Source organism: Micromonospora sp. NBC_00821 (assembly GCF_036347035.1).
Lineage (GTDB): Bacteria > Actinomycetota > Actinomycetes > Mycobacteriales > Micromonosporaceae > Micromonospora > Micromonospora hortensis.
The window spans coordinates 5,694,269-5,713,981 of the sequence record NZ_CP108880.1 but is presented as its reverse complement, the minus strand read 5'-3'; the positions used below and the strand labels follow the sequence as shown (position 1 = coordinate 5,713,981).

Here is a 19,713-nt window from a genome sequence, read left to right as displayed (position 1 = left end):
CGTTCGGAACCCTGGAACGTCAGTGCTTCTTGAACACCGGCATGGTGTCCAGCGTGGTGGTGATGTTCTGCGTGGTGCCGCCCCGGTACGTCTTCCCGGTGAAGATGTCGGTCCAGCTGTTGCCCGGCGGGAACCACACCGACGTCGTGGCGGTGGTGCCGGGCGTCGTCACCGGTGCCACCAGGTAGTCCGGGCCGTAGAGGTACTGGGAACCGGCGGTGGCGTAGGCGGCCTGCTCCCTCGGGTACGCCAGGTACATCGAGCGGACGATCGGCGTACCCGTGCGGGTGGCCTCCTTGGCGGCGGCGTAGGTGTACGGCAGCAGCTTTTCCCGCAGGTTCAGGAACTTCTTGGCTGACGCGTTCGCCGCCGGGCCGTACTGCCAGGGCAGCCGGTCGCTGTGGTTGGAGTGCAGCCGGTCGATCGGCTGGAACGTGCCGAACTGCACCCACCGGGCGTAGAGGTCGTCGGGCAGCTTGGTGCTGCCCGGTTCGCTGCCCGGCTCCTGGAGGCCGCCGGTGTGCCCGCCGATGTCGTGGCTGACCGCGGCCAGCCCGGTCGCTGCCGACTCGCCCGGCGTGTAGCCGACCTCCATCTGCAGGGTGGACCAGTCGGAGGTGGTGTCGCCGGTGAAGTGCAGCGTGGTGCGCTTGTCGGCCCACGGGCCGGTCGACACCGGGGTCGGGCTGCTGTAGCCGCCGGCCTGCAACGAGCCGTACGCCCGGGAGAAGGCGAAGCCGGTCTTGTCGGCGTACTGCTTGTTGATCCAGGCGTCACCGGTCACCCCGGCGAGCGAGGACTTCGTGTTGTCGCAGCACCAGTCCAGCCACCACAGGTCCGGGCCCTTGGTGCCCTTCGGGATCATCCCGTCGTGCAGCTGCATGTAGGCCTTGAGCTGGTCCGGGTCGCCGAAGTCGAACGCGTAGCAGTCGGGGCCGCCGTTGCAGCCGACGCGTTGGAGCTTGCCCTTCGCGGTGGCCTGCGCCTGCGCGAACTTCGGGTCCGAGCCGAGGATGCTCGGGTGGATGTTGATGCCGGTGTGCAGGCCCTGCTTCCTGGCCCAGTCGAAGAACGCCTTCGGGTCGGGGATGCGGGTGGGGTCGATGCTCCAGCCGTTCCACTTGTCCGGCGCCTTGACGTCGGTGTCGAGGACGAGCACGTCCAGCGGGACACCCTCGGCCTTGGCCCGGGTCACCAGGTTCTGGAACTCGGCGGCGGTGCGGTCGTAGTACTCGGAGTACCACACCCCGTACGCCCACTTCGGCAGCAGTTTCGTGGGCCCGGTCAGGGTCGACAGGTCCTGCAGAGCACGGGTGAAGTCCTGCCCGTACGCGAAGACGTAGCCGTCCTGTTCGGCGGCGGGCCGGGGCTTGGTGGTGCTCAGGGCCGAAGCCGAGTCGTCGAGCAGGTACCAGCCGTCCTGGTAGAGCAGGCCCGGAGCGGTCAGAGCGGAACCGGTCACGCCGTCCAGGCCCCGGCGGTAGCCGCCGAGCGGCGCGTGCGGGGCGAGCAGTGGAGAATCCTTGCCCGTGACGGCGACCGTGTCCACGTTGACGTTGCAACTGGCGTCCGTGGGGCAGCCCAGCGTCACGGTGTTGGTGCCCTTGTCGAGGTGGACCGGGACGGAAACGGTGTTCCAGTAGTCCCACCCGCTGGTCGGCGGAAGGGTCGCCGTGACCGGCGCCGCGGTTCCCGCGGTGACCGACATGGTGCGCGTCTGGCTCGGCTGGGCGCCGGCCTGGCCGTTGGCGTAGCGGATCTGCACCTGGTAGTCACCGGCGGCCGGCACATCAGTCACTGTGAGCGTGTCGGCGGACGTGGTGCTTTCCAGGCCGGCCAGGAATCCCGTACCGGATGCGCCGTTGTGGTCGTTCGCGGGCCTCGCGCCGCCGGTCCGCGCGCCGGTCTCGGCCTCTCCCAACGTGCCGAACCGCAGGGGCTGCGGCTGGGGCGGGGTCGGCGCCGGGAACGAATCACCCGGGTTCACCACCGCGAGGCTGTCGACGTTCACGTTGCCGGAGTCGTTGGAACCCCGCACGACGCTGATCTCGTGCCGGCCCTTGGTGAGGTCGACCGGCACGGTGGCCAGGCCCCAGGTGTCCCAGTTCGCGGTGGGCGGCAGCGTCAGCGTGTGGCCGGCGTCGCCGTCGACCTGGACAGTCAGGGTGCGGTCCACGTTCTGGCCGTCGCCGCCGGTGCTGTTGGCGTAGCGGACGGCGAGCTGCTTCGTGCCGCCCTCGGGAGCGTCCAGCGCGAACGTGACCGAGTCGCCGGACGAGGCGAAACCGGCCGCGAAGCCGCGTCCGGTGAATCCCTGGTGGTCGGTGGCCACGCCGGGGCCGTTCAACTGCAGCGATTCGGCCTCGCAGAGCGCGCCGAACGCGCAGGTCGGGGCGGTGTGGCCGGCCCAGGGTTGGCCCTGCACTACCTGCTTGCCGGTCTTGAGCTGCACGGTGAGGTTGTCGGCGGTGAACGCGCCCGAGCCGACCCGGTAACGCACCGTCATCGCGCCCGTGTCGATGGTGAGCCAGCCGTTGTCGACGTGCTTCGTGAAACGCGTGCGGGGGAAATCGTCGCGCCCGATGGCGTTGAACGTGGCGGCGTCGGTGAACCTGCCGTCCTTCTGGTACTCGGTGCGGATCAGGGTCGGGGACAGCACCTCGAAGCGTGTGCCACCCGACCGTACGGCTCCGTCTTGCGCCCGGTGGCGGCTCGCCTGGGCCGGCGCGGACGGAGCGAGCGCCAGCCCCGTGATGAGAATGCCGACGGCGGCGGCTGCTGTCGCGCTGCGGCGGGGTGAGTTCCGATAGAGCAAGATGCGCTCCTCGTCTCAAATGGAGGAAATGAGTCGATGACAACGCTGTCACTCGCTCGAAACGCATGTCAACGGGCCTCGGAGGGTGTCCCTTCTCTCTTTCGTCACAGTCCGTACTCGTCCGACAGGCGTCGCTCCGCACGGTGACGAAGGCGGGTCGCCAGGGCCGTGGGCTACCGCACGACCACCGGCTCAGACGTACGGGTTCCAGGGCTCGGGCTGTTCGGCGTCCCAGCCCAGCCTGTCGAGTGCACGCAGGACCGCGCCCGCGCGGGGAGTCCAGAAGAGCAGGATCTGGTCGCGTCCCTCGACGTCGAAGGAGACGGCGGTCGCCGGCAGCGGGAACCGTCGGTAGAACGGATGGTGCGCCAGCGCCGCCACGTTGAACTGCTCCAGGGTGTCCGATCCGGAACGCGACGTGAAGGTCAGCCTCCTGTCGTCGGCATGCAGCGTCACTGTCGGCCAGGCCATCCGTCGAACGGCCCTGAGGGGGTTGCCTCGGGTGACGTCGAGGCGGTCAACGTAGGTGAGCCCGCCGCGCGCATCGAAGGTCTCCGAAATCATCGTCGGATGGTACGAGGGGCGTCGCTGACCGTGTTGACACGTACCCGGAAACAAGTTCGGCTGGTTGTCGGATTGGGACCCTCGCTGGTCGTCTGGTTGGTGGAGGCGCATACCCGCCTCGTCCCGTTGACCGCCGTTGGAGGAACGATGAAGTACGTGCTGATGTTCGTCGACACGCCGCAGTTCGCCGCCGACCTGGCCGCCATGGATGAGCCCGAGCGGAACCGGGCCTACGCCCGCGTGCAGCAGTGGTTCGCCGACCACCATGACAAGATCACTCATCATGCCTACCTGATGCCGCCGGACACCGCCACCACTCTGCGGCTGGACCGGGGCGAGCCGCTGGTTTCCGATGGTCCGTTCGTGGAAGGCAAGGAGATCGTCAGCGGCTACGCCGAGATCGAGGTGGCCAACCTTGACGAGGCATTGCGGGTCGCCAAGTCCTGGCCAGCCTGCCCCGTGGTGGAGATTCGCCCCATCGCCGGATGAGCCAACCGACGTACGCTGAGCTGGCCCGCGTGGTCCGCGATCACGCGGGCCAGCTCGCCGCGTCCCTGGTGCATCTGGTCGGTGACTTCAGCGCCGCCGAGGACCTCGTTCAGGACGCCATCGAGGCTGCGCTGACCCACTGGCCGGTCGAAGGGATTCCTGACCGGCCAGCTGCGTGGATGTACACCGTGGCCCGTCGCCGCGGTCTGGATCAGCTCCGCCGCGAGCAGCGCCACCGCCGGAAGATGGCGTTGGTGGCGTGGCCGGTCGAGCCGCCAGCGGACGACCGGCTTCGGCTGATCTTCACCTGCTGCCATCCGGCTCTGCCCCGGGCCGCCCAGGTCGCCCTCACCTTGCGGGTGGTCTGCGGTCTGACCACCGCGCAGATCGCCCGAGCGTTCCTCGTCCCGGAGAGCACCGTCGGGCAGCGCATCACCCGAGCCAAACGGAAAATCAGCGACGCGGCCATCCCGTACCGGATCCCGTCGGCCGACGATCTCGGCTCGCGGCTCACCGAGGTCCTTGCAGTCATCTACCTGCTCTTCAACGAGGGCTACCTGTCCACGGGCGGTGACCAGGCCCAAGCTCGCGACCTGACCGACGACGCCGAGTTCCTCGCCGCTCTGCTGCATCAGCTCATGCCCACCGAACCGGAGGTCGCCGGTTTGCTAGCGCTTATCCGGCTGCACCGAGCCCGAACCAGCGCCCGCTTCGACCGGCACGATGAGATCATCCAGCTCCAGCACCAAGACCGATCTCTCTGGAACCTGCGCGCCATCGCCGCCGCCGGCCGGCTGATCGCCCAAGCAGCTACGCAGAAAAGGCCAGGCCCGTACCAGCTGCAAGCCGCCATCGTCGCCTGCCACGCCGAGGCCACCAGCTGGGAGGAGACCGACTGGACCCAGATCACAGTGCTCTACGACCTGCTGCTGCGCCTGGCACCGTCACCGGTCACCCGGCTCCACCGGGCAATCGCGCTGCGCTACGTCAGCGGAGCATCAGTCGCGCTCGCCGAAGTCGATGCCCTGGCCAGGGAACTGGACGACTACCACCTGTTCCACGCCACCCGAGCCGAGCTGCTCCGCGACCTAGGCGCCACCGCCCGGGCCCGGACGGCCGACGAACGCGCCCTCGCCCTCGCCACCAACCCTGCCGAACGGTCCCTCCTGCGCCACCGCCTCAACTGGGCCTGAACTGGTATGCCGTCGCCCCGTGCCGGTTCACATCGTTTGTCGCGACGCCGGCTTGACCTCGTGCTGGACGATGAGCTGGTGAAGGTACGGCGACCGTACTTCGACCGTCTCGTCCCCCTGGTGTTCGGGATGCTGCTGCTCGCCGGAGCTGTCGGTATCGCGTACGGATTAATGGACATCGCCTGGGTCGGCCTGTTCTTGAGCGCGGCGGCTGTGGCGCTCGGCCTGGCGACAGGTGGCCGGCTGGTGCGCGACGCGGTGGTGCCGTTTCGCGTCGATGTCGACTCGCACGGCTTGTCGGTGCGGATTCCGAAGCTCAACCGCCATCTGCTGTGGGACGAGGTTGCCGCGGTCGTGCTCGCCGACGCGCCCGCGACCGCCGACGCGCCCGGCACCGCCGACGCGCCCGCGACCGCCGTCCGACGCATGCTGCGGGGTCCACGTCTGCTCCTGGTGCCTGCGGCCGGGGTGAGCCTGGGCGTCCCGCTGACCGAGAAGAGCCCGGTGGACGGCCAGGCGGCCGTCGAACTGTTCGAACTCGGTGAGGTGGCCTACAAGGAGGACCAGTTCACGCGGGACCTGGCGCTGCTGGCGGGTGAGCGCTTCCACCCCCTGTTCCGGCCACCGATCCCGCCGATCAGCGGTGTTCCCCTGCGGCACTTTCCGGACCAGACCGACCGTGCCCGGCTCAAGCGGTGGCTGGACCGGCGCAGGGCCCTGCTGTTCGTCGGCTGGTACCTGCTCGTCCTCGTCCCGTTGCTGTCGCTCACCATCGTGGCGACACAGCACAACGAGCTGCTCGGCGGCATCGTGTTGGTCGTGTCCCTGGTGGTGGTCGGCATCGTCACCACTGTCGTTCGGCACTTCACCGAGAGTTGCCGGGACCTGCTCGACGACGAAGCGAGGATCGACGGCACCGACCTCGTCATCGGTGCTGGTCCGGAGTCGCCCCGGATCAGCCTGGTGTCCGGGATCGTCACGGTGCGGCAACCGGGGCAGCTCAAGGGCTTCGGCGAAGCGTGGGTGCTGGCCCGCTCGGCAGACGAGGAACCTCCCGTTCCCGTGCTGCTCCTCGCTGATCCGCGTACCGGACTGCTTCGCGATCGGGACGACCTGCGTGCCGTGGAGGCGGTCCTGCGTGACTCCGCCGACGAACGGGACCGCGCCGCAGGTCGGCAACTCGACGAACTGGCGTCGCAGGCACCGACATCCGTCGCCTTGCCCGCCAGGCCATCAGAGGGAGCCCAGCCGGCCCGCGTGCACGCGACAGCCCTGTGGCAGGCGTCGAAGGGGGTGGGACGCGCTGTCGTGCTGCTCGGCGTCGTGGTCACAGTGATGATCGCGGGCGGCTGGGTGGTCGAGGAAACGACAGTCGTGGGGCCCGCCCTGATCGTCAGCGCCATCGGCATGTTCGTCGTGTGGATCGTCTACGCGGTGTACCGCGTAGTGGTGCTGCTCAGGGCGCTACTGATGCTTGTCGCGCGCGTGTTCCGCTGAGGCGGGTTTCCCGTCGCGCGGCAAGGCTGGCGATCGTGCCGCCACGGCTCGGTCAGCAGCGGGGGCGGTCGAGTGGAGCGGCAGCACCCGCGAGCGCCTCGACTGTCGCCGTCGGCGCGACCGACTCCGCCGGCGTCGGTGCGGGCGCGACGGTGGGGCTCGGCGGGGCCGAGGGCGAGTTGCTGGGCGTGGGGGAGGCGCTGGCGAGGGTGGCAGTGCTGCGTTGCACCTGCTTGGTGACCATGCGGATGCCGGTGGCGGTCGCCTGGCGTCCGTACACGTCGGTGACCCTGATGCTGTACGGCCCGGGGCCGATCCCGCCCTCGATGGTCCAGTGGTTGTCGCTCTGCCGGGCGGCCTTGCGGAAGCCGCCGCCCGGTCCCTTCGCCTCGACCGAGCGGAGCGGGTTGCCGTGATTGCCGACCTGCACCGCGAACCAGTACTTCGAGGCGCCGCCCTTCATCCGGAAGGTGAGCCCTCCGTCGAGCGGCGGGTTCACCACCGCCCGGTACGTCACGCGTGCGATGCCCTGCGACCGGTCCGCGATCCTGGTGAACGCCTCGGTGGACAGGTCGATCTTGCTGGGTCCGCAGCCGCCGCACTGGTCCATCACCATGACCCGGACCTTGCCCTTCGGGCCGCTCACCTCCAGGTAGCTGCCGCAGGCCGCCGATCCGGAGTACTGGGATGCGCCGAGGGCCACGTAGAGGCGGTCCGCCGGCGGACCCGGGAAGGAACAGTTGCCGCCCGAGCGGCCCGCGTCGTAGAAGCTGGCGGTTCCCTTGTGGATGGCGTTGCCCGACGGCGGCGCGGCACAGGCCGGGGTGGCGCCATCACGGACCGCGAGGGTGATGCCCAGGACGGCGGCCAGGGCGGTGACCCCGGCACCGGCCAACCAGTGTCTGACCCGCCGACTCGACCGAGGCGTGCCGTCGTCGGCCGCCGGGATGTCGTTGTCGGGAGCCGTGCCTGGTGCCGTCACGGCGCCTGATGTTGCCGCACCGTGCTGTGGCAGCGCAAAGCCGTCCCACCGATCGTCACTCGCCGGATCGGCGGGGGCGCAGTCCGTTGAGGGCGGTGGCGACGACGAGATCGGCGTACTCGGCGGTGAGCGGCCCGCTGCGGTGCAACCAGCGGTTGAGCACCGGCCCCCAGATCATGTCCACCGCCACGCCGAGGTCGACGTCGTCGGCGATCTGACCGGCCTGCTGGGCGCTGCGCAGGCGCTGCCGCTTGGCCTGCTTCAACGGCCCGTCCAACCGTTCGGCGTACGCCGCGGCCAGCTCGGGGTCGAGTGCGATCTCGGTGGCCAGCGCGCGCATCGGTTGCTCGTACCGGGGGTCGTTCATCTCCTCGACCGTCGCGCGCAGCACCACTGTCAGGTCCGCCGCCAGGTCGCCGGTGTCCGGCAGCGCCGGCGGCCCACCCTCGGTGGCCTCGCTGAGCATGAGGAAGGCGTCGAAGATGACAGCGCCCTTCGACGGCCACCAGCGGTAGATGGTCTGTTTGCCGACGCCGGCCCGCGCGGCGATGCCCTCGATGCTGAGCTTCGCGTACCCCGTTTCCTGGAGCAGGTCGAAGGCCGCGGTGAGGATGGCGCGTCGGGAGGTCTCTCTCCGCCGGGCCGTGTTGGGCGTCATGGACGGAACGATACCAGCGGACGAGACGAACCGTCTCGTCTTGACGGCGGCGACGTCACGGGCCTAGTCTCGGTCCATCGCGAGACGGACCGTCTCGTCTTGAAACGCTGGGAGAACACATGCGTACCTGGTTCATCACCGGTGCCAGCCGCGGCCTGGGCCGCGCCTTCGCCGACGCCGCACTCGACCGGGGTGACCGGGTGGTCGCCGCCGCCCGGACCATCGCCCAGGCCGACTTCGACGAGAAGTACGCCGACCGGCTACTGACCCTGACCCTCGACGTGACCGACCGCGCGGCGGTCATCGCCGCCGTGAACACCGCCGTCGCGCACTTCGGCCGGCTCGACATCGTCGTCAACAACGCCGGAACCCTGTCCATGGGCATGATCGAAGAGTTCACCGAGGCCGAGGCGCGCGCCCAGTTCGAGGTCAACCTCTTCGGCGCGCTCTGGGTCAGTCAGGCAGTGCTGCCGCACCTGCGCGCCCAACGGTCCGGCCACATCGTGCAGGTCTCCAGCATCGCCGCGCTCGGCGGCTTCCCCAGCACCGGCCTCTACAGCGCGAGCAAGTTCGCCCTGGAGGGCATGAGCGAGGCGCTGGCGATGGAGGCGGCAACCTTCGGCATCAAGCTCAGCATCGTGCAGCCGGGCGGATACTGGACCGACCTCTACACCAACCTGCGCGCCACCACCCCGATGGACGCCTACGCGCCACTGCGTGCCGAGCTGGAGCGCCAGTGGGCGGAAGGCTCGATCGACAGCGAACCGCGGCTCGCCGCCGAGGCGCTCCTGCAACTGGTCGACAGCGACGAGCCGCCGCTGCGGCTCCTGCTCGGCAGCATGGTGTACGACCTGGCGTTCGACATCGCCCGCCGACGGATGGACACCTGGGCGAGCTGGGAGCAGGTCAGTCGCGCCGCCGAACACGCCGTCGTGGCCCCCGAATGAGAGGGCTGCTCGTATCGCCACGAGCAACCGGTACGGCGTTCTAGGCTCCGAGATATGGCGGCGGCGTGCCCATCGTTGGCACATAAGTCCGGGCAGAGCCTTTCACCCATGATTTCTCCTCGCGAGGCGCACACCTAGACGGAGAGGAAACACGCATGGCTGTCAAAACCAAGACTCGTCCCGGCACCACGGAGATTCGGCCGTTCTCGGTCGACATTCCTCAGGCCGACCTCGATGACCTCAAGAGGCGCATCAAGGCCGCCCGCTGGCCGGACAAGGAAACGGTGGACGACCAGTCGCAGGGCGTGCCACTCGCGACCATTCAGGCCGTCGCCCGCTATTGGGAGAAGGAGTACGACTGGCGCAAGGTCGAGGCACGAATGAACTCTGTGCCGCAGTTCATGACCACCATCGACGGCGTCGACATCCACTTCATCCACGTGCGCTCGAAGCACGAGGACGCGCTGCCGCTCATCGTCACCCACGGATGGCCCGGGTCGATCATCGAGCAGATGAAGATCATCGAGCCGCTCACCGACCCGACGGCGCACGGCGGGAGCGCGTCGGACGCCTTCCACCTGGTGATCCCGTCGCTGCCCGGCCACGGCTTCTCCGGCAAACCGACCGAGCCGGGGTGGAATCCGCAGAAGATCGCAACCGCCTGGACCGAGCTGATGAAGCGGCTCGGCTACAACCGGTTCGTCGCGCAGGGCGGAGACTGGGGTGCGGTCATCGTCGACCAGATGGGCATCCAGGCGCCTCCGGAACTGCTCGGCATCCACACCAACATGCCCGGTGCGATCCCACCGGAGATCGACCTGCTGTTCCAGGGCGACACCACCGGCGCGAACAACGCCATGGGCTCGCTGCCATCCGGGCTCTCCGACGACGAAATGCGTGCCGCCGAGGAAGCCAACTACGTCTGGAAGCACGTCGCCTACGCCCTCATGATGGCGACACGTCCGCAGACGCTGACCGGGCTGGCGGATTCTCCGGTCGGTCTGGCGTCCTTCCTGCTCGACCACGACGCGAAGAGTCTGGCCCTTATCGCGCAGGTGTTCGACGGGGCCAAGGCGGGCCTCACCCGCGACGACATCCTGGACAACATCTCGCTCTACTGGTTGACGAACACCGCGGTCTCCGCGTCCCGTCTGTACGCGGAGAACAAGCTGTCGTTCTTCGCCGCCAAGGGCGTCAACGTCCCGGTCGCCGTGAGCGTCTTCCCCGACGAGCTGTACGAGGCGCCGCGGAGCTGGGCCGAGCAGGCGTACTCCAACCTCATCTACTACAACAAGCTCGACGTGGGCGGGCACTTCGCGGCCTGGGAACAGCCGAAGATCTTCTCCGAGGAGCTTCGCACCGCCTTCCGGTCACTGCGCTAGATGGCCGTGCACGTGCCCCCGCTCAACGGGGCGGCCGAGTGGCTCAACGCCGAGCCACTCGGCCCCGCCGACCTGGGTGGGCGCGTCGTCCTGGTCAACTTCTGGACGCTGACCTGCATCAACTGGCTGCGCCAGGAGCCGTACGTGCGTGCCTGGTCGCAGGCCTACCGCGATGACGGGCTGGTCGTCATCGGTGTGCACACCCCGGAGTTCGCGTTCGAGCACGACGTCGACTGGGTGCGGCGGGCGGTGGCGGCCCGATCGATCGACTACCCGGTGGCGGTCGACAACGACTACGCGATCTGGAGTGCGTTCGACAACCACTACTGGCCGGCGCTCTACTTCGTCGACACCGACGGCGTCATCCGCGACGAGCACTTCGGCGAGGGACGCTACGAGCAGTCCGAGCGGGTGCTCCAGCAACTGCTCGGCATCGAGCGGGAACCCGTACCCGTCAAGGGGCTCGGCCCGGAGGCGGAGGCCGACTGGGCCAACCTGCGCACACCCGAGACGTACCTCGGTTTCGGTCGCGGCGAACACTTCGCGTCGCCCAACGACCCCGCGCTCGACGAACGCCGCGCCTACCAGGTGCCGCAGAGCCTCGGCCTCAACCAGTGGGCGTTGGCGGGGGAGTGGACGATCAGGTCGGAGAACGTCGTGCTGGACCGGGCCGGTGGCGGCATCGCCTTCCGGTTCCACGCCCGCGACGCGCATCTCGTGCTGGCCCCCGGGGCGGGAGCGTCGATCCCGTTCCGCGTGCTGCTCGACGGTGACGCCCCCGGCCCGGCACACGGAGTCGACATCGACGAGGCCGGCAACGGCGTGCTCCAGGACGGCCGGCTCTACCAGCTCGTCCGCCAGGACGGCGCGGTCCGGGAGCGAACCCTGGAGATCACGTTCGACCAGCCCGGCGCCGAGGCGTACGCCTTCACCTTCGGCTGACGCGCAGATCGACAGTGCGCACCGTGCCGGAGACCGGTGAGAAGCTGCGTACCTGAGCGCCGGGACGCAAACGGCTGTCGGTCGCGTACCGGTCGGCGAGCGCCTTCTCCGCGGCCTCGTCGCCGTCGTCGGCTTCGAGCAGCAGGGCGGCGATCTCGTCGGCGAGCGTGAGGTCGGCGTTGGCGAGGTCGTCGGTCATCGCGCCGAAGCTGTCCCACAGCAGCAGCTCGTCCTTCTGCCGGTGGGCCAGCTCGTGCAGGACGTAGGTGTAGATGAACCAGGCGCCGTGGACGGGCACGTCGGGGGCCACGCCGTAGACGTTCGGATCGATCGTCCCGGCCCGGTACGCCGACCACACCCGCGCTGCCGAGTCGAAGAGCCCCGCCGTCGGGTCGATGTCGTAGCCGTCGAACCGCCGGTCGTCGGCCGGGTCGAGCTCCGGGTCGGCCCAGACCCAGCGTTCGCCGTTCCAGTACTCCAGCAGCACGTGATCGTGGTGCCAGCCGGGGGTGAAGTAGGAGGCGAAGCCGACCCGGCTGCGGCTGGGAATGCCGTGCTGGCGGAGGATCGCGACCGATAGCAGTGTGTGGTCTCGGCAGCAGCCGGCCACCCGGTCCACGGCCGGGCGCGCAGCGGGGAGCGGTAGGGGAAAGCGGGACTGGTCGGTGTCGAGGATGCGGTCCACCCAGCGGCGGTTCACCTCGTCCAGCCGGTCGACGGGCAGCTCGACGCCGCCGGCCCGGTAGTGGACGATCACGTTGCGGGCGGTCGCCGCCACTGTGGGGACGTCGGACGCCACGGCGTCGAGGAGCCCGCCGTGCCGACCGGGGTCGCTGTAGGGGGAGTGTCCACGGTAGAAATCGAGGTCCATGGGGGCAGTCTCCGGTCCGCCACCGTGTCAGGGTCAAGGCACCTTTTCGGATAGTGTCGACTGCTGTGATGACGCCCGAGATCACCATCGCCACCCCGGCGGACCGCGATGCGGTGGTTAGTACCCTGGTCGCCGCGTTCGTCAAGGATCCGATCCTGCGGTGCCTCTTCCCCGACGAGGAGACCTATCCGCGGTACGCCGCCACCTTCTTCGGGCACCTCTTCGACAAGCGGGTGCACCAGTCGTCGATCTGGACGCTCGGCGGGGGTGCGTCGGTCGCCATCTGGGAGCCACCGGCGGGGTCGCTGACCGGGTCACCGGCGGGCCGGCTCGCCGCTCACTACCCCGCTGACGTGCTGGCCCGCGTCCAGGGCTACGACGACGCCGTGCACGCCGCCCTGCCGACGTTCCCGTTCTGGTACCTCGGCGTCCTGGGCACCCACCCCGACAGCGCCGGACGCGGTTGGGGCCGTGCCGTCATGCGGGCCGGCCTGGCCCGTGCCGCCGCCGAGGGCCTGCCGGCGATCCTGGAGACCAGCAACCCGGGCAACGTCGAGCTGTACCGCCGGGCCGGCTGGGAGGTGGCGGGCTTCCTGCCGGAGCCCGTGCCCACCTGGATCATGCAGCAGCCGCCGCGCTGAACACGCTGATCGCGCGCCTCCTACGATCGGCGGCGTGCACACCACCCCCTCCAGCCCCATCGACGTGCCACAGATCTTTCCGGCGGTTGCGCCGTTGGCGCGGACGACCGTCCGGTTGCATCCCCGTCCGGGTTCGCCGACAGCGGAGCAGAGTTCGGTAGGCGGCCCGCTACTGTGGCCGGCCGACGAAGCCTGGCCGATGTGCGACGGGCCGGAGCCGGGCGACCATTACCTCGACTATCCGGGTGAGCCGGCGGCACCGCTGGTGCCGGTGGCGCAGTTGCTGGCCGAGGACGTGCCCGAAGTGCCGTTCCCGGCCGGCACGGACGTCCTACAGGTGTTGTGGTGCCCATTCGACCACGACCCGTGGACGTCACCTCGCCCTTCACTGCGGTGGCGTCGCCGCGCCGAGATCGGCGCCCGGCTTCACGACATGCCCGTACCGGATGTGGAGTCAGATCCAGCGCACGTCCCCAACCCGTGCGTGCTCGACCCGGAGCGGGTCACCGAGTACCCATCCTGGGACCTCCCGCGTGCCGTCTGGCCGCAGATCGAGGACACGATGAAGCGGGTGGCGCAGGAGACCGGTTGGGAGTACGAAAGCGATCTGGCGGTCGCCTCGGGGATCAAGGTCGGTGGTTACCCCGGCTGGACCCAGTCTCCGGACTGGCCGGTCTGCGGGTGCGGCTCGCTCATGGACCATCTGCTGACGGTCGCGAGCTGGGAGTTCAGCCGCGGTGACGAAAAGCGGTGGATTCCGGTAGAGGATCGTCCGGCGATGTCCGGTTGGGAGACGGCCACCACCGACGATCATCCGTGGTCGACGATCCAGAACCCCACCGGGCTCATGCTGGGCGACGTCGGCGGGATCTACCTCTTCGTCTGCACCGCCTGCCCCACCAGGCCGTTCGAGTACCGCTTCGACTGTTCCTGACGAACCCCGGTGGTCACTGGCATGCTCGCGTCCCCGGCCCACGGCCCAATCTTGGACAGTTTCCGTTAACTGATAACGGAAACTGTCCAAGATCTACGCGGGACCGCCGCCGACGTGAGGTCATCAGGCGGCGAAGATTCGCGCGTAGATCTCGTCGATGACGTCGTTCTTCGCGAGGCTGTAGTCGCGGGGCCGGTGCGCGGTGTCCCGTGCGAGGCGGCGCTTGGTCGCGGCGTACCGCTCCCGGTCGTGCGGATGCGCGCGCAGCCAGTCGCGGAAGAGCCGGTGCCGGATCGGCTCCGGCGCACCCTGCGGCCAGACGTGCAGGTTGACGTCCTCGGCGGGGCTGAGAAGCATCCGGTGCCCGTGCCACCAGGGTTCCCGGAGGACGAGCCGGTACCCGAGCCGTTCCAGGGCGGGGAGATAGGCGTCCTCCTGGGCGGTGTCCTCGATGACGAGGTCGACATCGATGACGGGCTTGGCGGCGAGCCCCGGTACCGCCGTCGACCCGACGTGTTCCACAGCGATGATCAGCCCACCCAGCGCCCCGGTGAGCGACGACCGGACGGCGATGAACCGCTGCGCCCAGGACGTGTCGTACTCCTCGATGACGACGGACTCCCACGTCCGCGGCGGCTCGCCCACCAGGCCGGCGTCGACCTGGTCGGGGGTGCCGTGGAAGCGCTGCACGACGTCCTGCGGATACTCGGCCACGTCAACCTCCTTGGGAAGCAAAGTCCGCCAGGCTACGACACGGGCTATCGGTGCCGCCGTACCCGACCGATGCGGGCATCGGATGTCGGGTGGGCGACCGACCCCGCGACCTAACGTCGGTGCTCGAAAGGGAAGGAGGCCCGGGTGCTGGATCGGCTCAACGAGGCCATGGCGTACATCGAGCGTCACCTCGACCAGAAGATCGAGGTGGCCGAGCTGGCGCGGATCGCGCTGACGTCGGAGTACCACTTCCGGCGGCTGTTCTCCGCACTGGCCGGAATGCCGCTGTCGGAGTACATCCGGCGGCGTCGGCTCACCGTCGCCGGTGCGGACGTGCTGGCGGGGGAGCGGACGTTGCTCGACGTCGCTGTGCACTACGGCTACGGCTCGGCGGAGGCGTTCGCCAGGGCGTTCCACGCCGTGCACGGCGTGGGGCCCGGAGAAGCCCGGCGTACGGGCGCAGCGTTGCGCGCCCAGCCCCGGATGTCCTTCCGACTCACAGTCGAAGGGAGTGGCAGCATGGAGTACCGGATCGTCGACAAGGACGCGTTCGCACTGGTGGGGCGCAAGGCCCGGGTCCCGTTGGTGCACGAGGGGATGAACCCGGCGATCGTCGCGTTCATCCGGAGCATCGACAAGGAGACGACCGAACGGATCGAGGCGCTCTCCGATCAGGAGCCGAAGGGGATCGTCAACGTCAGCGACAACCTCGCCGACAGCCGCCAGGAGGGCACCGAGCTGGACTACTGGCACGGGGTGGTGACCGCCGCCGAGCCGCCGGAGGACCTGGACGCGCTGCCGGTGCAGGCCGGGTCGTGGGCGGTGTTCACCACCTCCGGCGCGTTTCCGCAGGCGGTGCAGTACCTGTGGCGTGACGTGTTCACCCAGTGGTTTCCGTCCAACCCGTACCGCAGCCGACCTGGACCGGAGATCAGCCGGGTCCGGGTGTCGGCGGACGGCACCCAGGCGGACGCCGAGCTGTGGATTCCCGTCGAACGGGTACCCACCCCTATGTAGAGTTCCGATACAGTGGTCACATGCGGATGACCATTCCGGTCGCGAAGGTGCTCGCGGCGCTGCTCGCCGAGCCCGACGAGCAGCGCTACGGGCTCGACCTGATGCGATTGACCGGCCTGCCCAGCGGCACCCTCTACCCGGTGCTGCACCGGTTGCAGGGGGCCGGCTGGCTGGCCGCCGACTGGGAGGCGATCGATCCCGTCGCGGCCGGGCGGCCGGCCCGCCGCTACTACCGACTGACCGCCGTCGGGGTGACGCAGGCCCGGCAGGCGCTCGCCGACCTGCGGGCCGCGATCCCCGACGGTGGCCGTCGCCCGTGGGGCGGCACCGAGCCCACCGGAGCGCCGGCGTGGTGACCCGCCGTGCCGCCGAGCTGCTGCTGGAGTTGGCCGCGCGCCGTTGGCCGGCCGGCGTTCGCGACGACCTGCGCCGCGAGTGGGCCGCCGAGCTGCACGTGCTCGCCGAAAGCGGTCACCGGACGAGGATGCTGGGCTTCGCGGTGAGCCTGGCCGTCAGTCGCGCCGGCGCCCCGATCGTCGACCGCCGCCTGATGCGCGGTCGGATCGGCCACACCGTCGCCGCTCTACTGCTGTCCCCGATCGCCTGCGTCGGGATCGTGGCCCTCGGTGTGTTGGCGCTGTTCTTCGTCGACTCGTTGCTGGTGCGGGCGAGTTGGGTGGAGCGGGCGCAGAGGCCGATCTGGGCGGCGTTCACCATCGTGCTGGCGGTCGTGCTGGCCGTGTTCGCCGCCCGCTGGGCCCGGCACAACGCACTTGACGGCCCACTGCGTATCGCGCTCGGCGTGGTGCTCCCGGTCGGTGCGGCCGTCATCCTGTTCGTGTACGTCGTCAACTTCAGGTACGTCGTCAACGCCGAGGGCCTGGCCGACGCCGTACCCGGTCTGCTGCTCTGGTCGGCCGGCCTGACGCTCACGCTCTGGGCCGCGGCGAGCCTCGCCGCCCGGGGTCGCGTCCGCACCGCCTGGTGGGTCGGCGTCCTCGGCGCACTCGTCGCCGCGGACCTCGCGGTGATCCTCGTCATCGTCGACGCGTACCCCGCCGGATTCGGCGCTGGGCCGACGATCGAGGCACGGGAGCGCGTCGACCCGATCTCCGCGCCGCTGTGGCTCTTCGCCTGCTGGACGGACTGGAACTTCGGCCTGCCCCGGCCGATCGAGTGGGAGATCTTCCTGATCACCAACCGGGTGTTGATAGAGCCCATGCTCTACCTGGCCTGCACGCCGTACGCGCTCGCGTACACCATCCGGGCGGCCCGGTCCTCGCCCGACGCGCCGGTCGCTCTGGCCCAGACGCGCAGCGCCACGGGCTGGGCATACACGGCGAGCGGAAAGCCCCACCGGGGCACCCGAGCGGCGAACGGGTGAGGAAAACGGGAGCGACCATCGGAGCGCCGGCATGGTGACCCGCCGGATCGCCGAGCTGTTGCTGGAGTTGGCCGCGCGCCGTTGGCCGACCGATGTCCGCGACGACCTGCGCCGCGAGTGGGCCGCCGAGCTGCACGTCCTCGCCGAGAGCGGTCGCTGGACGACGATGGTCGGCTTCGCCATGAGCCTGGCCGTCAGCCGGGCCGGCGCCCCGCTCGTCGACCGCAGCATGATGCATCGGCGGGCCCGCCGTACCGCCGCCGCCCTGCTACTGGCCCCGCTCGCCTGCGCCACGATCGTGGTCGTCAGCGCGCTGGCCATGAGTCAGGTCCACAACGTGCTGTCGATACGGGTGAGCTGGTCGACAGCGGCGCAGTTGCCGCTCTGGTCGACGCTGACAGTCGGCTTCGCGGTGCTGTTGGCGAGGTACACGTCACGGTCGGCCCGGCACTCCGCACTTCGGGGCCCGCTGCGCATCGCGCTCGGCGTGGTGCTCCCCGTCGGTGTGGCCGCACTCGGGCTCATGTCCGTCGTCAACGGCAGTGTCTTCGGCAGGTTCGTACCCGGTCTGCTGCTCTGGTTGGCTGGCCTGACGCTGGCCCTGTGGGCTGCGGCGAACCTCGCCGCCCGGGGTCGGGTTGGCGTCGCCTGGTTGGTCGGCCTCGTCGGCGCGCTCGTCGCGGCCGACCTGGCAGTGATTCTCTTCGTGCTCCAGACCATTCCGGGGCCCGGCACCGTCCCGGCCGACGCGATGACACCGGACAGCGTCGACCGGATCTCCGCGCCGCTGTGGCTCCTGGTCTGCTGGACCGACTGGAACTTCGGCCTGCCCCGCCCCACGTCGTGGGAGATCTTCCTGATCACCGACCAGTTGTTGCTGGAGCCGATGTTCTACCTGGCCTGCACGCCGTACGCGCTCGCGTACACCATCCGGGCGGCCCGGTCGGCGCCCGCCGAGACGGTCGCGCTCGCGCCGACCCCGGTGTGAACCTCAGTCGGGTACGTCGTCCCACGTCGTACCCGGCTCCAGGTAACCGGCCACCTTGTTCTCGCGCAACGCGTACGCGATGACCAGCAGGGCGTGCTTGTCCAGCTCGGGCAGGCGGTCCAGCGGGAACCACCGCACGGCCAACGACTCGTCGTCGTTGACGCGGGCGGTGCCGGCCACCAACCGGCACAGGAACCCCAGGTTCAGGTATTCGCAGCGGTCGCCATTCGGGTACGTGTGCGGGTGCGACACGGCGCTGGACATCCGCACCGGCGCCACCTCCAGGCCCGTCTCCTCGCGCACCTCACGGACGAGCGCGGTGGCCGGCTGCTCGCCCGGCTCGACGAAACCGCTGACCACCGACCAGCGCCCGTCGTCGGCACGCTGGCCGAGCAGCAGCTCACCGGCGTCGTTGCGGACCACCGCGCTGACGCTCGGCAGCCAGAGCAGGTCATGGCCGACGTGCTTGCGCAGCCCCACGATGTAGTCCGGTGTCGCCATTCGGCGATCATAGGCCGCTGCCGCTCTGCCCAACGCCGCCCGCGGGTGCGCGTCCGGCGTCAGCCCGACCAGCTGACGGTACGGCGGAAGCGGTCGTACTCCTTGCCGAGTTCGGCGTCGATCCGTTCCATCCGGGCTTCGGTGAGCACCACCGAGGGATCCTGCCATCCGCGCCCGGCGAGCATCTGGCGACGCAGTCCGGTCGGTGGGTGAGCGGCGAACAGCGACGCCTCGTCGCGGACCGACAGCTGCCGCAGCAGCGGCAACCGGTCCGTCCTGGCCGCACGGGACTCGGCCAGCGCCGAGCGCCACCGGTCCGGGCCATGCCCCGCCCGGCTCTCCCGACGCACCGCCAGCGCCAACGACTCGGTGGCGAGCAGGGTGTCGAGGAAATCGGTAGCGGCGGTCGTGCCGGCCACCCGGGCGGCCAGTTCGTCGGCGAGGTACTCAGCGCGCTGGCTGTCCCGCAGTGCCACAGTCACCAACAGCAGGTACGCGACGAACAGCACCCGCGACACCACCCACTGGAACGCGCGGCCCACCGCGTCGCCCAGCATCTCCACCAGCCCCGCCCCGACGCTGGTCCGCACCGGCCGGAACAGGTCGGCGGCCGAGCCGAGCATGGTGAACGCGGGCTGGGTGAACAGGCCCCGGCGCGGGTCACCGTTGACGAAGTGACCGAGTTCGTGGCCGAGCAGCGCCACCCGGCCACCGGCGGGAAGCGAACCCCACAGCGGAAGTCCGAGACCGAGCACCTTCCGCCGCCGCAACCCGACAGTGCCCGCGTACGCGTTGATGGTGTCGTCCACGCCCACCACGTCCGGCGCAGGCGCCCCGACCGCAGCGGCCACCTCGTCGATCAGGCCGAACAACTCCGGCGCCTGGTCGCGGGTGAGCACCTCCAGTTCCGGGTCGAGGCGACCGAACCGGGGCCGCAACGCGATCGCCAGACCGACCATCGCCACACCCGGCACGATCGCCAGGTTGGGAAACGGGAACGCCACGATCAGCCAACCACCGACGACCGCGAGCGCGAGCACCGCGGCGATCAGGAGCAACGAGGCTGCTGCGGTGAGCGTCCGGGCGGCGTCGGATCCGTTGGTGCCCAACGGTCGCCCAACCAGTTCGGTGAACTGCCGCCTGGTCGCCCGGAACGCCATTCGGTAGGTCCACCGGTCGACCCAACTCCACCCG

At 69.8% G+C, this 19,713-nt stretch carries 20 protein-coding genes; 12 read left to right on the top strand and 8 right to left on the bottom strand.

What is annotated here, in order from left to right; genetic code table 11:
- Window positions 1-19: 19 nt before the first annotated feature.
- Window positions 20-2,815, bottom strand: coding sequence for a TIM-barrel domain-containing protein (locus OHB44_RS25920; RefSeq protein ID WP_330438502.1), 2,796 nt, complete (start codon window positions 2,813-2,815; stop codon window positions 20-22).
- A 192-nt stretch (window positions 2,816-3,007) separates the two neighbouring features.
- Complete coding sequence (locus tag OHB44_RS25915; RefSeq protein ID WP_238687261.1) at window positions 3,008-3,379, bottom strand: hypothetical protein; 372 nt, start codon at window positions 3,377-3,379, stop codon at window positions 3,008-3,010.
- 162 nt (window positions 3,380-3,541) lie between these two features.
- Between OHB44_RS25915 and OHB44_RS25910 the strand changes: the two genes are divergently transcribed.
- The 3 genes from OHB44_RS25910 (at window position 3,542) to OHB44_RS25900 (ending at window position 6,558) form a co-directional block, all read left to right on the top strand.
- Window positions 3,542-3,868, top strand: a complete 327-nt coding sequence (locus tag OHB44_RS25910) for a YciI family protein (protein ID WP_442932712.1) — start codon at window positions 3,542-3,544, stop codon at window positions 3,866-3,868.
- Window positions 3,865-5,061 carry an RNA polymerase sigma factor gene (locus OHB44_RS25905; protein ID WP_238687263.1) on the top strand — a complete coding sequence of 399 codons (1,197 nt, stop codon included), beginning with the start codon at window positions 3,865-3,867 and terminating at the stop codon, window positions 5,059-5,061. The genes OHB44_RS25910 and OHB44_RS25905 overlap by 4 nt, the downstream gene beginning before the upstream one ends.
- Window positions 5,062-5,139: 78 nt before the next feature.
- On the top strand, window positions 5,140-6,558 hold the full coding sequence (locus OHB44_RS25900; protein ID WP_330438501.1) for a hypothetical protein: 1,419 nt from the start codon (window positions 5,140-5,142) through the stop codon (window positions 6,556-6,558).
- 52 nt (window positions 6,559-6,610) lie between these two features.
- Here the strand turns inward: OHB44_RS25900 and OHB44_RS25895 are convergent, their stop codons facing one another.
- Together OHB44_RS25895 and OHB44_RS25890 are read right to left on the bottom strand one after the other, a co-directional pair.
- Complete coding sequence (locus OHB44_RS25895; RefSeq protein ID WP_330438500.1) at window positions 6,611-7,540, bottom strand: expansin EXLX1 family cellulose-binding protein; 930 nt, start codon at window positions 7,538-7,540, stop codon at window positions 6,611-6,613.
- A gap of 55 nt (window positions 7,541-7,595) precedes the next feature.
- On the bottom strand, window positions 7,596-8,198 hold the full coding sequence (locus OHB44_RS25890) for a TetR/AcrR family transcriptional regulator (protein ID WP_330438499.1): 603 nt from the start codon (window positions 8,196-8,198) through the stop codon (window positions 7,596-7,598).
- Window positions 8,199-8,317: 119 nt separating this feature from the next.
- Between OHB44_RS25890 and OHB44_RS25885 the strand changes: the two genes are divergently transcribed.
- From OHB44_RS25885 to OHB44_RS25875, 3 genes are all read left to right on the top strand, one after another.
- On the top strand, window positions 8,318-9,145 hold the full coding sequence (locus OHB44_RS25885) for an SDR family oxidoreductase (RefSeq protein ID WP_330438498.1): 828 nt from the start codon (window positions 8,318-8,320) through the stop codon (window positions 9,143-9,145).
- 155 nt (window positions 9,146-9,300) lie between these two features.
- On the top strand, window positions 9,301-10,527 hold the full coding sequence (locus OHB44_RS25880) for an epoxide hydrolase family protein (protein WP_330438497.1): 1,227 nt from the start codon (window positions 9,301-9,303) through the stop codon (window positions 10,525-10,527).
- Window positions 10,528-11,469: a redoxin family protein gene (locus OHB44_RS25875; protein ID WP_266304804.1), complete on the top strand. Its 942-nt coding sequence runs from the start codon at window positions 10,528-10,530 to the stop codon at window positions 11,467-11,469.
- On the opposite strand, the gene OHB44_RS25870 is transcribed toward OHB44_RS25875, so the two are convergent.
- Window positions 11,456-12,340: a transglutaminase domain-containing protein gene (locus OHB44_RS25870; protein WP_330438496.1), complete on the bottom strand. Its 885-nt coding sequence runs from the start codon at window positions 12,338-12,340 to the stop codon at window positions 11,456-11,458. The two genes, OHB44_RS25875 and OHB44_RS25870, sit on opposite strands and share 14 nt — an antisense overlap.
- Before the next feature lie 68 nt (window positions 12,341-12,408).
- Between OHB44_RS25870 and OHB44_RS25865 the strand changes: the two genes are divergently transcribed.
- Both OHB44_RS25865 and OHB44_RS25860 read left to right on the top strand, forming a co-directional pair.
- On the top strand, window positions 12,409-12,981 hold the full coding sequence (locus OHB44_RS25865) for a GNAT family N-acetyltransferase (RefSeq protein WP_330438495.1): 573 nt from the start codon (window positions 12,409-12,411) through the stop codon (window positions 12,979-12,981).
- 34 nt (window positions 12,982-13,015) lie between these two features.
- Window positions 13,016-13,915: a hypothetical protein gene (locus tag OHB44_RS25860; RefSeq protein ID WP_330438494.1), complete on the top strand. Its 900-nt coding sequence runs from the start codon at window positions 13,016-13,018 to the stop codon at window positions 13,913-13,915.
- A gap of 123 nt (window positions 13,916-14,038) precedes the next feature.
- Here the strand turns inward: OHB44_RS25860 and OHB44_RS25855 are convergent, their stop codons facing one another.
- Window positions 14,039-14,629 carry a GrpB family protein gene (locus tag OHB44_RS25855; protein WP_330438493.1) on the bottom strand — a complete coding sequence of 197 codons (591 nt, stop codon included), beginning with the start codon at window positions 14,627-14,629 and terminating at the stop codon, window positions 14,039-14,041.
- Window positions 14,630-14,773: 144 nt separating this feature from the next.
- Here OHB44_RS25855 and OHB44_RS25850 point away from each other — a divergent pair, with 144 nt between their 5' ends.
- From OHB44_RS25850 to OHB44_RS25835, 4 genes are read left to right on the top strand one after another with little or no spacing between them, the layout of a single operon-like run.
- Entirely contained in the window at window positions 14,774-15,646 is an 873-nt protein-coding gene (locus tag OHB44_RS25850; protein WP_266304809.1) for an AraC family transcriptional regulator, read from the top strand.
- Window positions 15,647-15,666: 20 nt separating this feature from the next.
- Window positions 15,667-16,002 (top strand): PadR family transcriptional regulator, encoded by a 336-nt coding sequence (locus tag OHB44_RS25845; protein WP_238687275.1) that lies wholly within the window; start codon window positions 15,667-15,669, stop codon window positions 16,000-16,002.
- On the top strand, window positions 15,996-17,030 hold the full coding sequence (locus tag OHB44_RS25840; RefSeq protein ID WP_330438492.1) for a hypothetical protein: 1,035 nt from the start codon (window positions 15,996-15,998) through the stop codon (window positions 17,028-17,030). Before OHB44_RS25845 ends, OHB44_RS25840 begins: the two co-directional genes overlap by 7 nt.
- A gap of 31 nt (window positions 17,031-17,061) precedes the next feature.
- A complete protein-coding gene (locus tag OHB44_RS25835; protein ID WP_330438491.1) occupies window positions 17,062-18,018 on the top strand; it encodes a hypothetical protein in 957 nt (318 codons plus the stop codon).
- A 3-nt stretch (window positions 18,019-18,021) separates the two neighbouring features.
- Here the strand turns inward: OHB44_RS25835 and OHB44_RS25830 are convergent, their stop codons facing one another.
- The gene (locus OHB44_RS25830; RefSeq protein WP_330438490.1) at window positions 18,022-18,519 is read right to left on the bottom strand and encodes an NUDIX hydrolase; all 498 of its coding nucleotides are present in this window, start codon (window positions 18,517-18,519) and stop codon (window positions 18,022-18,024) included.
- A 59-nt stretch (window positions 18,520-18,578) separates the two neighbouring features.
- A complete protein-coding gene (locus OHB44_RS25825; protein WP_238687279.1) occupies window positions 18,579-19,679 on the bottom strand; it encodes a M48 family metallopeptidase in 1,101 nt (366 codons plus the stop codon).
- Window positions 19,680-19,713 lie beyond the last annotated feature (34 nt).